The sequence below is a fragment of the Flavobacterium paronense genome (assembly GCF_030409795.1).
GTDB lineage: Bacteria > Bacteroidota > Bacteroidia > Flavobacteriales > Flavobacteriaceae > Flavobacterium > Flavobacterium paronense.
In genome coordinates this window covers 664,231-681,004 of record NZ_JAUFQN010000019.1, presented here as the reverse complement: position 1 = coordinate 681,004, position 16,774 = coordinate 664,231, and the positions used below count along the sequence as shown (strand labels likewise).

Below are 16,774 nucleotides of genomic sequence, written 5' to 3'. Positions count from 1 at the left end.
TTTTAAACTTTCGCAACAACAATAAAAAATATTGTTCTGTCTAGTTTGTAAACTGGATAAAGTTGAATTTTTCATGTGTTGTTTTTATAAAATTTTACCTATGGAAACTGATTTTGTACAAGAACATGTCTTACTGGAAGAAGTTCTTGATTCAGGTGGGTTAATGACAGTTAACTTGATGTTGAATTCGCCGTTTTTGTTACCTGGATTTATGGTCATTGTTGGTAATCCATTTTGAGTAACAAAACTCGCCGCTGAATTGTTTGATTTAAATTCCCATCTGTAAACAGTACCGGGAAGGGCTTTATAAACCTCCGAATTAATGACGAAATTTTGACCTCCGTCTCTAAGTCTTTTGGCTTCTAAAACACCATTTAAATTACATGCTGGCTGTTGAGCAAATAAAAAGTTTGTAAATAGAAAAAGTAAAACAAGTAAAAGATAACTTGGAATACTACTTTTCTTTTCTGAAATTCTTTCGATAGGATTTTTAACATTTTGTGAATAATCCACTTGGGTAAAATCCTTTCTAAAGCTACTCTCTTCTGCGAGTAACTTGTAACCTTGAATGTTAACACATTCAATAAAATTCAATAAAGTACTGTTTTTCATAATGAATAGGTATTAAATTAATACCACTTCACGAATAGGTCTGTTTGCGTATTTTTGGGGCAAGCATTTAAGTTAGAATTCAAGATTTATTTTTATTTTTATCTAGAATAATAAATGATAGATTTTACTTGGGATGATAAAAGTATATAGAAAAAATAATGAATGTTAAAAAAAACCAAACTTTTCTACGAATGAGTTTATTTAATCGATAAAGTGCACAATTTTGTTTAAAATATAATTTAAAGAAAAAAAAACTACTAAAAATATAATATAAGTATCCCTAAAACTAAAATAGTTCCTAATTTGAGTTTATAAATATTAAATTTTTTAATTTTATAAATAGTAAAGCCCTTCAAAACAAATTGAAGGGCTTCACTATTTAAAGGCTTTTAAGCAATTACTACTTTTTTATTACTCGTGTGGTTTTAATTTCATCTCCTTGACTTACAACAACGTTGTATATTCCAGAAGGGTAACGGTCTCCAAATTTCATTTCAGAAAAATCACTTACACTCACTTCTTGTTGCTCTATTAATTTTCCAGTCATATCATAGACTGATAAGCCTATTTTTTCTTCATTTGGTGTACTTAAACTTATATTGAAATTTTCATTGAAAGGATTTGGATAACCTTTTACAGAAAGTTTTGCAACTGCGCAGTCTTTATAATATACTACAGCTGTACTATATAATGCGGTATCAGCACAATCACCGTTAATAAATTTTGCTCTAAAATAATTTTTCCCAGCAACAGCATTTGTAACTGTATAACTTGGACCAGTTGCGCCAACTATTGTAGTATAAGCTGAAGATGCTGGAGCAGTATTTGACGTAAGATTTACCACAGCACTTTCCCATTGAATAGTAGTGGCCGAATAACCAGATTTAACATTTAAGACTTTAATATCTTGAATACAAATTGGAGATCTTGCTGATCCTGAAGAAGTAGTTGAACTAATTGCTTTAGCAATTGGTGCTCCAAACACCTTTACTACAACTGCTGTTCTAGGACTTTCTATTAAATTAACGGTTTGTGATACATAATAGTTTCCGGTAACTAATGCTGTAGTAGATGCTAATGAGGCTCCTCCTGTTGCTACTGAATACCATTGTAATGACGCTCCTGTAGCTACTAAATTAGCAACTGTAGCCGAAGTACAAAAGGTTTGAGATGATGCTGTTGGCGCAAGGTTTATAGTAACCGCAACTGCTATTCGTCTACTCTCACATGAATTTACTGTCTGTGATACATAATAGTTTCCGGTAACTAATGCCGTAGTTGATGCTAATGCTGTTCCGCTTGTTGCTGCTGAATACCACTGCAATGATGTTCCTATAGCTACTAAATTAGCAACTGTAGCTGAATTGTTGAAAGTTTGAGCCGATGCTGTTGGTGAAGCTGTTGTGTTTATCGTTACTGCAACTGCTGTTCGTAAACTCTGACATGAATTTACTGTTTGTGATACATAATAGTTTCCGGTAACTAATGCCGTAGTTGATGCTAATGCTGTTCCGCCTGTTGCTGCTGAATACCATTGTAATGATGTTCCTGTAGCTACTAAATTAGCAACTGTAGCTGAAGTACAAAATGCCTGAGATAATGCGATTGGTGCTGCCGTTGTGTTTATCGTTACTGTAACTACTGTTCGTAAACTCTGACATGAATTTACCGTTTGTGATACATAATAGTTTCCGGTAACTAATGCCGTAGTTGATGCTAATGCTGTTCCGCCTGTTGCTGCTGAATACCATTGTAATGATGTTCCTGTAGCTACTAAATTAGCAACTGTAGCTGAAGTACAAAATGCCTGAGATGATGCGATTGGTGCTGCCGTTGTGTTTATCGTTACTGTAACTGCAGTTCGTAAACTCTGACATGAATTTACCGTTTGTGATACATAATAGTTTCCTGTAACTAATGCCGTAGTTGATGATAATGCTGTTCCGCCTGTTCCTGCTGAATACCATTGTAATGATGTTCCTGAAGCTACTAAATTAGCAACTGTAGCTGAAGTACAAAATGCCTGAGATGATGCGGTTGGTGCTGCCGTTGTGTTTACCGTTACTGCAACTGCTGTTCTAGGACTTTCTATTAAATTAACGGTTTGTGATACATAATAGTTTCCGCTAACTAATGTCGTAGTTGATGCTAAAACTGTTCCTCCTGTTGCTACTGAATACCACTGCAATGATGTTCCTGTAGCTACTAAATTAGCAACTGTAGCTAAAGCACAAAAGGTTTGAGAGGATGCAGTCGGTGCTGTTGGCGCTAAATTTATAGTAACTGCAACTGATGTGCGTCCACTCTCACATGAATTTACTGTTTGTGATACATAATAGTTTCCGGTAACTAATGCCGTAGTTGATGATAATGCTGTTCCGCCTGTTGCTACTGAATACCATTGTAATAATGTTCCTGTAGCTACTAAATTAGCAACTGTAGCTGAATTGTTGAAAGTTTGAGCCGATGCTGTTGGTGAAGTTGTTGTGTTTATCGTTACTGCAACTGCTGTTCGTAAACTCTGACATGAATTTACTGTTTGTGATACATAATAGTTTCCGGTAACTAATGCCGTAGTAGATGCTAAAACTGTTCCGCCTGTTGCTACTAAATACCATTGTAATGACGTTCCTGCAGCTACTAAATTAGCAACTGTAGCCGAAGTACAAAATGCCTGAGATGATGCGGTTGGTGCTGCCGTTGTGTTTATCGATACTGCAACTGCTGTTCTAGGACTTTCTATTAAATTAACGGTTTGTGATACATAATAGTTTCCAGTAACTAATGCCGTACTAGATGCTAAAACTGTTCCGCCTGTTGCTACTGAATACCACTGCAATGATGTTCCTGTAGCTACTAAATTAGCAACTGTAGCTAAAGCACAAAAGGTTTGAGAGGATGCTGTTGGTGCTGTTGGCGCTAAATTTATAGTAACTGCAACTGATGTGCGTCCACTCTCACATGAATTTACTGTTTGTGATACATAATAGTTTCCGGTAACTAATGCTGTAGTTGATGATAATGCTGTTCCGCCTGTTGCTACTGAATACCATTGTAATAATGTTCCTGTAGCTACTAAATTAGCAACTGTAGCTGAATTGTTGAAAGTTTGAGCCGATGCTGTTGGTGCTGCCGTTGTGTTTATCGTTACTGTAACTGCAGTTCGTATACTCTGACATGAATTTACCGTTTGTGATACATAATAGTTTCCGGTAACTAATGCCGTAGTTGATGCTAATGCTGTTCCGCCTGTTGCTGCTGAATACCATTGTAATGATGTTCCTGCAGCTATTAAATTAGCAACTGTAGCTGAAGTACAAAATGCCTGAGATGATGCGGTTGGTGCTTCTGTTGTGTTTATCGTTACTGCAACTGCTGTTCGTAAACTCTGACATGAATTTACTGTTTGTGATACATAATAGTTTCCTGTAACTAATGCCGTAGTTGATGCTAATGCTGTTCCGCCTGTTGCTGCTGAATACCATTGTAATGATGTTCCTGTAGCTACTAAATTAGCAACTGTAGCTGAAGTACAAAATGCCTGAGATAATGCGATTGGTGCTGCCGTTGTGTTTATCGTTACTGTAACTACTGTTCGTAAACTCTGACATGAATTTACCGTTTGTGATACATAATAGTTTCCGGTAACTAATGCCGTAGTTGACGCTAATGCTGTTCCGCCTGTTGCTGCTGAATACCATTGTAATGATGTTCCTGTAGCTACTAAATTAGCAACTGTAGCTGAAGTACAAAATGCCTGAGATGATGCGGTTGGTGATGCCGTTGTGTTTATCGTTACTGCAACTGCTGTTCTAGGACTTTCTATTAAATTAACGGTTTGTGATACATAATAGTTTCCGCTAACTAATGCTGTAGTTGATGATAATGCTGTTCCGCCTGTTGCTACTGAATACCACTGCAATGATGTTCCTGTAGCTACTAAATTAGCAACTGTAGCCGAGGTACAAAATGTTTGAGATGATGCAGTCGGTGCTGTTGGCGCTAAATTTATAGTAACTGCAACTGATGTGCGTCCACTCTCACATGAATTTACTGTCTGTGATACATAATAGTTTCCGGTAACTAATGCTGTAGTTGATGATAATGCTGTTCCGCCTGTTGCTACTGAATACCATTGTAATAATGTTCCTGAAGCTACTAAATTAGCAACTGTAGCTGAATTGTTGAAAGTTTGAGCCAATGCTGTTGGTGAAGCTGTTGTGTTTATCGTTACTGCAACTGCAGTTCGTAAACTCTGACATGAATTTACCGTTTGTGATACATAATAGTTTCCGGTAACTAATGCCGTAGTTGATGCTAATGCTGTTCCGCCTGTTGCTGCTGAATACCATTGTAATGATGTTCCTGCAGCTATTAAATTAGCAACTGTAGCTGAAGTACAAAATGCCTGAGCCGATGCTGTTGGTGCTGCCGTTGTGTTTATCGTTACTGCAACTGCTGTTCGTAAACTCTGACATGAATTTACTGTTTGTGATACATAATAGTTTCCGGTAACTAATGCCGTAGTTGATGCTAAAGCTGTTCCGCCTGTTGCTGCTGAATACCATTGTAATGATGTTCCTGTAGCTATTAAATTAGCAACTGTAGCTGAAGTACAAAATGCCTGAGATGATGCGGTTGGTGATGCCGTTGTGTTTATCGTTACTGCAACTGCTGTTCGTATACTCTGACATGAATTTACCGTTTGTGATACATAATAGTTTCCGGTAACTAATGCCGTAGTTGATGCTAATGCTGTTCCGCCTGTTGCTGCTGAATACCATTGTAATGATGTTCCTGCAGCTATTAAATTAGCAACTGTAGCTGAAGTACAAAATGCCTGAGCCGATGCTGTTGGTGCTGCCGTTGTGTTTATCGTTACTGTAACTGCAGTTCGTAAACTCTGACATGAATTTACCGTTTGTGATACATAATAGTTTCCGGTAACTAATGCCGTAGTTGATGCTAATGCTGTTCCGCCTGTTGCTGCTGAATACCATTGTAATGATGTTCCTGTAGCTATTAAATTAGCAACTGTAGCTGAAGTACAAAATGCCTGAGATGATGCGGTTGGTGCTGCCGTTGTGTTTATCGTTACTGCAACTGCTGTTCTAGGACTTTCTATTAAATTAACGGTTTGTGATACATAATAGTTTCCGCTAACTAATGCCGTAGTAGATGCTAAAACTGTTCCTCCTGTTGCTACTGAATACCATTGTAATGATGTTCCTGTAGCTACTAAATTAGCAACTGTAGCCGAGGTACAAAATGTTTGAGATGATGCAGTCGGTGCTGTTGGCGCTATCGAATTTCCTGTAGCAAAACTGATAGTTGTTGTAGCAGTTCCACTGTAATTTGAAGCACCAATGGTGTAAGTTGTAGTAGCTTTTATTTCAGTTGGAGTACCTGACAAAACCCCGGTATTTGCATTAAAATTAATACCTATTGGCAAAGCTGGTGTAATTGTGTATGGCACTAATGATATTATTTTACGAATACGCTGAGTATAGGAATCTGCAACAAAAACATTACCATAAGCATCTGTAGTTACACCAACAGGAAAATAAAATGATGCAACATTGCCTATCCCATCTACAAATTGACTTGATCCATTTCCAGCATAAGTGCTAACTAAACCCGTGCTGTCAATTTTTCTAATAACTGAGTTATAATAGTCTCCTATATAAATGTTACTCGATGCATCAACAGTAATTCCTATAGGAGTATTAAAATTGGCTAACGTTCCCTGATCATCAGTATAACCGGCATAACTACCTGCAAATGTACTTACTGTTCCGTCTGTAGCTATTTTTCTTATTTTATGGTTTCCAGTATCCGCTACATATAAAGTTCCTGTTGTGTTATCAATTGCAATTCCTTGTGGATTTTTAAATCTAGCAACTGTTGATGCTCCGTCAGCATAACCCGAAAGAATATATCCAGCTACTGTAGTTACTAAACCTGTACTACTTATTTTACGAATACGACTATTCTTAGTATCGGCTACATAAATATTTCCGAAATTATCAATGGTTAAACTGTATGGGTTATTAAATTTAGCAGCAGTTCCTTGGCCATCAAGATAACCTGCAGTTCCATCTCCAGCAATTGTTGTTACCACACCTGAACTAGTGATTTTACGAATGCGATTATTATAAGTATCAGCTATATAAATATTATCTGATGCATCAACTGCTATTCCTTTTGGATTATTAAATTGAGCAGATGTACCTTGTCCATCTAAAAATCCTGGTAAAACAGCATTACCGGCAAAAGTAGAAACTATACCTGCAGAAGTAACTTTTCGTATACAAGAATTAAAATCATCAATAACATAAGTTATACCTGATGCCGTAACTGCTACTGCAACTGGACTATTAAACATTGCCATTGTTCCGCCTTGACCATTTTCAAGACCACGAACAGCAGATCCAGAAAATGTAGAAGTGTCTCCAGTAGCTGTTAATTTCCGTATACAATTATTAGCAACATCCGCAACTAAAATATTACCTGAAGAATCTGTTGCAATCCCTTCAGGATATTTAAATGATGCACTAGTTCCTATACCATTTATAAAACCAAAAGTACCAGTACCAGATAAAGTAGAAACTAAACCAGAATTACTTATTTTTCGAATGCAATTATTGTTGTAATCAATCACATATAAATTCCCAGTTGTATCAGTGGCTAATCCTCGAGGAGCATTAAATTGGGCATTTGTTCCTTGTCCACTAACTATCCCTGGACTGCCACTACCAGCAAATGTTGTTACTAAACCAGTGTTTGATATAGCTCTGATGCGGTTATTAGAAGTATCACCAACATATATAATTCCAGAGGCAGTAACTACTAGACCTGTCGGATTATTAAATTTTGCAGCAGTCCCTTGAGCATCAAGATAACCAGGAGTTCCGTCTCCTGCTATTGTAATTACTGTTCCAGAGCTAGTTATTTTTCTGATACGATTATTAGTTGCATCTGCCACATATACGTTTCCAGAAGTATCAACTGCTAAACTTTTAGGACTTGAAAATAAAGCAACTGTATTAAGTCCGTCTAAAAAACCTGAGGTTGAAATAGTTCCGGCAAGTGTTGAAACTATTCCCGTTGATGAAATTTTGCGAACAGCATACGAATTTGCCTCAGTCACATAAACATTTTCAGAAATATCAACTGCTATTCCATACGGAACATTAAATTGGGCAACGTTAGCAGCTCCATTAGCAAATCCAGCTACACCAGTTCCTGCATAAGTTGATACTAATCCCGTTGACGTTATTTTACGTATGCAATGATTTTGACTATCAGCCACATAAATGTTACCGGATACCGCAATAGCTACTCCAGTAGGACTATAATATTTTGGAGAAGCTGTAGTTCCGTCCATATAGCCAGAAACTCCATTACCGGCAATCGATGAAACATTGGTTCTAACTGTCGGCAATCCACCAGTATTATTAGGTGTTAATGGAGTTATTACATTATTGATGTTATAACTGCTTTGAACTCCTGTGTAAGATATAATTGGCGTTTGGGCAAATAGAAAAGAACTTGACAATAATACAAAAAGAAAACATAAGTATCTCTTTAAATTTATTTTTTCTTCTTTGATTGGGTTTGCCTCTAAAAAAATGTAATTTTTGGTAGTTACATTAATCATTTCAACTAAATACAAATATGTTTGATTACTCTTTTTCATTCTCATTTGGATTTGCAATGATAATAATTTTTAACTTTTTAATACTTTTAAATCCTTTTAAATCAAAAGATTGACAAACTTTAACATTTTAAAAAATGTAAGTTTTTTATTAAAAATTACTTATCAATAGTTATTAACAAATTAATATTTTTATGACATTCTGTATATTTTAACAATTTAATTAATATTTAACATTATAAATTAACAATATTGTTTAATATATATTATAATTTTAATAAATATTTTAAATAATAATACTAAAGAAAATTCGTCTAAATAGGCTATTTATCTACAAAGTGTAAAAATATCCGTTGAAATACATGTTTTTAAAATTAGTAAGTATTTTATCGTTAAATATAAATATCGACATATTATGTTTTAAAAATTCACAGCATATTTATTTATTAGTATATATTTTGAAGATAAACTTCAAAACCAAATTTTATCGGCTTGTAGAAAACAATATTATACATTTAATCGATTAAAATACAAATATAGTCGACGAATTACATAATTTAACTTATATTTAGAGAAATATTCTTATATTTTATTTTAACAATCACAATATTTGACTTTTAGGTATAAAAAAACCTCTTCACAAATAAAGAGGTTTTAAAATTTGAAAACTAAGTCAAAAAATAATCATAAATATAGCTTGTAAGTTCTCCTTCTCCTAAATGTAACAGGATCAAAATGTTTCCACATATTATGTATCGCATGATTATCTTCTAACTCTGGTGTTCTAATACAATTTTGAATTCCTTTCTCCGAAAAAGTAGTGTAATATTCATTAAAGATAATAGCAGTAACTCCTTTGCTTTGGTATTCCGGGTCAATACCTATTAAATAGAAAAGCACCTCTTTGCTCTCTTTTTTGGCTTTAAGCAAATGATAAAATCCAAACGGAAACAACTTCCCTTTTGCTTTTTGCAATGCCTCTGAAAAACTTGGCATCACAATACTAAAGGCTACCATATTATCATCCTTGTCCATCACGAACTTAATATATTCCGGATTGATAAAACTGATGTATTTTTTCTTGAAGTATTCTTTTTGAACATCGGTAATTGCTACAAAAGAAGACAAACTCGCATAAGAAGCATTGAACAAATCAAACATCTGGTCAACATAAGGCATGATGTCTTTAGTTTTCGTAAAATTCAATGGTTTTAATTCGTAACGCTTTTTAACTAATTCGTTTGCCTTTAAAAAAAGCTCCGTTTTAACATTTGAAAAAGGAAATTTATTTTCAAGATATTCTTTCTCTTTCACATAACCCAATTGCTCTAAATGTGTCGAATAATAAGGAAAGTTATACCAAGTAATCATAGAACCAATTTCATCAAAACCTTCTGTAAGCACTCCAACTTTATCCAAATTGGAAAAACCCATTGGCCCTTCAACATATTCTAAATTGTTTTTTTTTCCTAATTCATAGACTTTTTCCAGTAAAGCTTTGGTAACCTCAACATCATCGATAACATCCCACCAACCAAAACGCACTTTCTTTTTTTGTTGATTGTTAACTTCATCCCAATTTATAATCGCTGCAATTCTACCAACGACTTTATTGTCTTGGTAGGCCAAATAGAAATTCGCTTCCGCAGAAGTAAATGCAGGGTTTTTAGATTTATCAAAGGTTTCCAACTCGTCATTAATTAACGGTGGAACCCAATAAGGATGGTTTTTATATAAGGTAAATGGAAAATTTACAAACTCCTTGAGTAGCTTTTCCGAATTAGCTTCAACTATAGTAATCATTATTTAGTCTTTTCTAATTCTACTTCATCTTTTCGTTTTTTGCCTTTTTCAGCTTTCGATTTTTTATCTTTTTTCGATTTCTTTTCCCCTTTTACTCTTTTGTAATTGGTTTCATAATTACTATCAAAACGCCATGCCATACCAACATTTGCTATAAGTAATGATGGTGTCTCTTTCACATTTTTACTAAAAGAAGCATCCAATTGAATGTTTTCTCGAACTAAATAAGCAGCGCCAAGACGAAAAACAGTATCGGCATAAAAATCACTTTTATATCCTTGAAATTCCAAAAATCCTGACCAACGCATATTAAATCCTCTTGTCATTGTTGATATAATCCCCAAAGATGGATAATCAGTCATATACTTATCAGCTATAATATTGTTAACCCAAACCCATTTACTTCCAAAATGATGCTGGGTTATGACCATTAATTTAGGACTCACGGTTCTATCAGTTGAAAACGTATATGGGTTATTTCCCATATTAAAATTAACCCCGGCATAAACTGCAACAGCAGGAATAAATTGTTTCCAACTGAATCTATGATTGGCTTTCCAACTATAAACATTAGGTTTGTCCTGTTTTATGAAAGGATCGTAAACTAAATATTTAGCACCGATTGTAATCTGCTTAAATCCACCGCGTGTATCATTAACTAATGGCGCCTGATACCAATCATATTGATATTGTGTATTTAAATCAAACTCAAATTGGTCAAAAAAAGCACCATATCGAACATCTAACTCTGTTCCGAAACCATTAGCTTCATAACGCAATAAATCGTGTTTTTCTCTAATACCATACAATCCGACTTCCGCTTGAATTACTGTTTTTCCTACTGAAAATGCAGACATCGATTTCCCTGGTCGATTGGAATTAATAATGTCGGTATATTGAGCATACTGAGTAGCTGAAATCAACAAAAAAACAACAGAAAGAAATCTTTTTAAATTCATCATACATCAAGAAATTTAAGCATTACAACTTAGACTTTCAAAAGTAGTATAATTTATTATTTATTTAAGAAGTCAAAGCGAATTTTAAATTGTGGAATTTAGTATTTTTGACCAAAATTATTTATTCAATGGAAACCGCATCTTTTCAGGGACTCATCGACACTATTTTATTCATTATCATTTTTTATTATGTAGTGAAGTTTTTAGCACGCTTGTTTTTACCTGTTTTAGCTAAAAAAGTAGTTGAAAAAGCATCCCAACAATTTCAACAACAGCAACAAAATTATCAAAACCAAAATACCACTCAAAATCAAACCACAGAAAAACCAAAGGAGAAAAAAATCGTTGGCGACTACGTTGATTTTGAAGAAATAGACTAATTTTTAGTGTTCAGTATTTGAACGATGAACAATAAACTATAAACCATCAACCAATTTAAATGAAGCAACTTCAAAAGTTATATCCGCATCTATTAGCCATCATTGGTTTTATTGTTATCTCATTAGTTTACTTCTATCCTATTATTCAAGGCAAAAAAATCTACCAATCTGATATTGCAAAATATACCGGAATGGCCAAAGAACAAATTGATTTCAGAGCCGAAAATCATACCGAACCGTATTGGACAAATTCATCGTTTGGTGGGATGCCAACCTATCAATCGGGAGCAAACTATCCGAATGATTATATTGGAATGCTGGATAATGCTATTCGGTTTCTTCCACGTCCGGCGGATTATTTATTCCTTTACTTTTTAGGATTTTATGCTTTGATGTTAGTCTTTAAAGTTGATCCGTTAAAGGCCTTTTTTGGCGCACTCGCTTTTGGATTATCCACCTATCTGATTGTCATTCTTGGTGTTGGACATAACGCCAAAGCTCATGCTATTGGTTATATGCCATTTGTAGTTGCTGGTTTTATTTTGGTTTTCAGAAAGAGATATTTGCATGGTGGAATTTTAACGATGCTGGCTGTTGCTTTAGAAATTACTGCTAATCACTTTCAGATGACTTATTACCTGCTACTGCTTTTGATAGTGATGGGATTCTTCTTTGTGTATCAATTATATCAGGAAAAAGATTTGAAATCTTTACCAAAAATTATAGGAACATTTGCCTTGGCTATCATTTTAGCCGTTGGTGTAAATGCCACAAGTTTGATGGCAACCAAAGAATACACCGACTTTAGTACACGCGGAAAAAGCGAACTGACATTCAACACCGATGGTACTAAAAAAGAAGCTAACATATCCATGGATAGAAGCTATATAACCGAATACAGCTATGGTATTATAGAAAGTCTAAACTTATTTTCTCCAAGATTATTTGGTGGTGGAAACAATGAAAAACTTACCGAAGATTCACATGTTTATAATTTCATCCTCAACTATGGAGCATCACCGGAAGAAGCAAAAGAACTTACTGATAATTATGCCGTAACTTATTGGGGTGACCAACCACAAGTAGCGGCACCAGCCTATATTGGCGCTGTGGTATTCTTCCTTTTTGTATTGGCATTATACCACGACAAACGCAAAATAAAATATGCTTTCGTTGCCGGAGCGATTTTCTCCTTATTGCTTTCGTGGGGAAAAAATTTATCATTCTTGACAGACTTCTTTATTGATTATGTTCCGATGTATGATAAATTTAGGGCGGTTTCTTCTATTCAGGTTTTATTGGAATTATGTATTCCTGTTTTAGCTATTATGGGCTTACAGTCTTTCTTTACCGATGAAGAAAATCGCTGGAAAAGCTTATGGAAAACTGGAGCAACAACTTTAGGAATTATTGTCTTGCTTTTTATATGTAAAAGCATGTTCCACTTTGTAGGCGAAATTGACAGTCAGTTAATTGAAGCTTTAAAGCAACATCCAGATAAGACATTCGGACCACAATTTATAGATGCACTCAAAGAAGACCGAAAAGATTTGTATGCTGCCGATTTGTTGCGTTCGGGATTTTTGATTGCCATTTCATTTGGTGTACTTTATCTCTATATCAAAAACAAATTGGCAGCAAACACTGCTGTGATTTTGGTTGGTGTATTTATGGTTGGCGATTTGTTCTTTGTAGATAAAAATTATTTGAGCAATGATGGACAACAATTCAGAAGTGCTCAAGAAGTTGACATTCCATACCAACCAACACAAGCCGATTCTTTGATTCTTCAGGACACAACCAACTTTAGAGTGTATGAAGTTGCCGGTGGAATTTATAGTCCACGTTCTTCTTATTTCCATAAATCTATTGGTGGTTATAGCGCGGTTATGCCAAGACGTTTCAAAGAAGTTTATGAATACCTAATTGAACCAAGCATTGGGGATTTGGGAAGCATCATCGATCCAAAAACACTTTCTATCACCAAAAACCTTCCGGTTCTCAATGCGTTTAACATTAAATATTTAATCGTTGGTACAGAAAAAGGCGATATTCCAATTGTAAATCCGTTTCATAATGGTAATGCCTGGTTTATTTCAAAAATAATATCTGTTAACACGGCTAATGACGAAATTAACGCTTTAGGCAAAATCGAAACCAAAGATGTTGCAGTAAGACGTAAAGATGTTTCGCAAAAATTTCTTGATATCCCATTACCTTATATTAAAGATAGTTTGTCAACTATTAAGCTAGATTTATACAAACCAAATCATTTAATCTATACTTCTAATAGTTCAAGTAATGGATATGCCGTTTTTTCTGAAATTTATTATAAAGATGGATGGAAAGCGACTATTGATGGAAAAGGAAGCACAATTGATAAAGTTGATTACACTTTACGTGGAATGGAAATTCCAAAAGGCAAACACACTATCGAATTCAAGTTTGAACCTCAGGTTGTAAAAACAGGAAGTACAATTGCGTTGATTAGCTTCATTGTGATGGTATTGGTTATTATTACAGGAGTCTATTTTGACAACAGAAAAAAGACGTAATGTCAGCACCTAAAAAACTTTTAATCATCACCTATTATTGGCCGCCAGCTGGTGGTCCCGGAGTGCAACGTTGGTTAAAATTTGTCAAATATTTATCCGATTTCAACATTCAGCCGATTGTTTACATTCCCGAAAATCCTACCTATCCAATTATAGATAAAGGTTTGGAAAGTGAAGTTTCGGAAAAGGCTATTATCTTAAAAAACAAAATCTTTGAACCTTATGGACTAGCTTCCTTTTTTGGAAAAAACAAAACCAAGAAAATCAGTTCCGGAATTATTCCAAATAAAAAGAAACAATCTTTTTTAGAGAAAACTCTGCTTTGGGTTCGTGGTAATCTTTTTATTCCCGATGCGCGTTTTCTTTGGGTAAAACCTTCCGTAAAGTATTTGAAAAAATATATCGAAGAAAATCATATTGACACGATAGTAACTTCTGGTCCGCCGCATAGTTTACATTTAATCGGTTTACAATTAAAAAAAGATTTAAACGTAAAATGGTTCGCTGATTTCCGTGATCCATGGACAACAATTGGTTATCATAAAGCTTTGAAATTATCTTCATATGCCGAAAAGAAACATAAAGCTCTCGAGAAAGAAGTACTAACCTCAGCCGATACAATTATAGTAACGAGCAAAACCACCAAAACCGAATTTGAAGCAATAACTTCAAAACCAATTGAAGTGATTACAAACGGTTATGATATAGAAAAAATCGAGAAACAAACTTTAGATGAAAAATTCACTTTAGCACATATTGGTTCGTTTCTATCGGAAAGAAATCCAAAAATCCTTTGGCAAGCATTACAGGAATTAGTTTCTGAAAGTGCCGACTTCAAAAATGATTTCCGTTTGAAATTAATTGGAGCCACAAGTCAGGAAGTTTTGGATACGATTGCTTCATTTCAATTGAATGATTATGTGCAGAATCTCGGTTATGTTTCACATCAGGAAGCGGTTGAACACCAACGTAAATCGCAAGTTTTATTGTTAATCGAAATCAATTCCAAAGCTACCAAAAGCATCATTCCCGGAAAACTTTTTGAATATATGGTTTCTGAAAGACCTATTATTGCCATTGGTCCTGAAGGATCTGATTTTGCCGAAATCATCATCACAACCAATACCGGGGTTTTCTTTACCTATGACGAAAAAGAGAAGTTAAAAGCACTACTTTTGAAATACTATCTGGAATATCAAAACCAAAACCTGAAAGTTAATACTGTTGGTTTGCAGCAATATTCCAGAAAAAAATTAACTGAACAACTTGCAAAACTCCTAACTTCGTAATTTCTAATTCGTAATTCCAACATGGGAATCGTTCAAAGTCAATCTATTAAAAACACCATTATCACGTTCCTTGGCTTCGGAATTGGTGCTGTTAATGCGTTGTTTTTATACACTAACTTTCTCGGTAAACTCCATTACGGAATTGTAGCCACTGTGCTTTCTGGTGCTAATATCATGATGCCTTTGATGGCTTTTGGAGCACAGAATACGTTAATCCGATTCTTTTCTTCGTATAAAAATCAGAAAGAGCGAGATGAGTTTTTAACCTTCATGTTGTTTCTTCCATTGGCTTTAATTATTCCACTCGGATTAGGGTTTGGTTTTTTTTACGATGGTATTTCACACAGTTGGATTGAGGAAAACCCAACACTAAAACCTTTCTTTTGGTTGATTCCGGTTATAGGTTTGTTGATGGCGTATTTCGAAGTGTTTTATGCTTGGGCAAAAGTCCATATGCAATCCGTAATTGGAAATTTCATCAGCGAAGTCTTGGTCCGTTTAATCGTGATGATTTTACTCATTGGTGTGCATTTTAATTGGTTGGACAAAGACACTTTCGTTTATTGTCTCGCACTCGCCTATTTTGCACAATTAATTGGTATGAAACTTTATGCGATTTCGGTAAAAATGCCGATATTCAGATTGGTCATTCCAAAAAACATTAAAGAAATCGTTCAGTATTCTTCTTTCATTATTGTTTCCGGTGGCGTTGCTGTGATGCTAGTCGATTTCGACAAAGTGATGATTCCACAATACAAAGACATTGGGCAAAATGCCTTATATGCTGTAGCGATTTTTATCTCAACCGTTATTGCAGTTCCAAGTCGGGCCATGACACAAATAATTGCGCCAATAACAGCTAAATTGATGACCGAAAACAAACACGACGAGCTTAACGATTTGTATAAAAAAAGTGCCATCAATCTGCAGGTTATTGGTGGGTTTATTATGATACTGATTTTTGTAAACATAAAAGAAATGTATCATCTTATTCCAAAAGATTACAGCGGTGAGATTTTAGTAGTTTTCCTAATTGGATTATCTAAATTCTATGATGTTTTATTAGGCAATAACAATTCGATAATTGTCAATACGAAACACTATCGAACGGTTTTGTTATTCGGAGTTTTTACCGTCGTATTGATGATTGTTTTGAACATGATTTTTATTCCACTTTATGGCATTGAAGGTTCCGCTTTTGCAACTTTAATTACGGTGATGATTTACAATACAATCAAACTTTTGTTTGTGGTTAAGAAAATGGATTTATATCCGTTTAGCAATAAAACACTCGAATCGCTTGGGATTTTAGCAGTTTGTTTCTTGTTGTTTTACTTCTGGGATTTCTCTTTTCATGCTATCATTAATATCGGTTTAAAATCGGTTTTAGTTGGAGCTTTATACGTATATCTGAACTACAAACTGAAAATCTCCGAAGAGGTAAATAATGTCATTGAAAATGTTATAGAAAAAGTGAAGTTGTTTTAATTTTTTGACATAATTACTTCGGATTTTTTTG

General features: G+C 34.6%; 8 protein-coding genes. 4 read left to right on the top strand and 4 right to left on the bottom strand.

All coding sequences use genetic code 11. The features are described 5' to 3' along the window. Positions 1-84: 84 nt before the first annotated feature. From QWY90_RS04520 to QWY90_RS04505, 4 genes are all read right to left on the bottom strand, one after another. The gene (locus QWY90_RS04520; RefSeq protein ID WP_290284670.1) at positions 85-612 is read right to left on the bottom strand and encodes a hypothetical protein; all 528 of its coding nucleotides are present in this window, start codon (positions 610-612) and stop codon (positions 85-87) included. Positions 613-1,012: 400 nt separating this feature from the next. After that, complete coding sequence (locus tag QWY90_RS04515) at positions 1,013-8,311, bottom strand: Ig-like domain-containing protein (RefSeq protein WP_290284669.1); 7,299 nt, start codon at positions 8,309-8,311, stop codon at positions 1,013-1,015. A 642-nt stretch (positions 8,312-8,953) separates the two neighbouring features. Next, the gene (locus QWY90_RS04510; protein WP_290284668.1) at positions 8,954-10,072 is read right to left on the bottom strand and encodes a GTP cyclohydrolase; all 1,119 of its coding nucleotides are present in this window, start codon (positions 10,070-10,072) and stop codon (positions 8,954-8,956) included. Beyond that, on the bottom strand, positions 10,072-11,034 hold the full coding sequence (locus QWY90_RS04505) for a transporter (protein ID WP_290284667.1): 963 nt from the start codon (positions 11,032-11,034) through the stop codon (positions 10,072-10,074). The genes QWY90_RS04510 and QWY90_RS04505 overlap by 1 nt, the downstream gene beginning before the upstream one ends. 125 nt (positions 11,035-11,159) lie before the next feature. Here QWY90_RS04505 and QWY90_RS04500 point away from each other — a divergent pair, with 125 nt between their 5' ends. Genes QWY90_RS04500 through QWY90_RS04485 form a run of 4 tightly spaced genes read left to right on the top strand, consistent with a single transcriptional unit; the run spans position 11,160 to position 16,743 of the window. Next, positions 11,160-11,411 (top strand): DUF4834 domain-containing protein, encoded by a 252-nt coding sequence (locus tag QWY90_RS04500; protein ID WP_290284666.1) that lies wholly within the window; start codon positions 11,160-11,162, stop codon positions 11,409-11,411. A 59-nt stretch (positions 11,412-11,470) separates the two neighbouring features. Further along, the gene (locus tag QWY90_RS04495) at positions 11,471-13,966 is read left to right on the top strand and encodes a YfhO family protein (RefSeq protein WP_290284665.1); all 2,496 of its coding nucleotides are present in this window, start codon (positions 11,471-11,473) and stop codon (positions 13,964-13,966) included. Then, positions 13,966-15,255: a glycosyltransferase family 4 protein gene (locus QWY90_RS04490; RefSeq protein WP_290284664.1), complete on the top strand. Its 1,290-nt coding sequence runs from the start codon at positions 13,966-13,968 to the stop codon at positions 15,253-15,255. The genes QWY90_RS04495 and QWY90_RS04490 overlap by 1 nt, the downstream gene beginning before the upstream one ends. Before the next feature lie 21 nt (positions 15,256-15,276). Then, on the top strand, positions 15,277-16,743 hold the full coding sequence (locus tag QWY90_RS04485; RefSeq protein ID WP_290284663.1) for an oligosaccharide flippase family protein: 1,467 nt from the start codon (positions 15,277-15,279) through the stop codon (positions 16,741-16,743). The last annotated feature ends 31 nt before the right edge of the window (positions 16,744-16,774 follow it).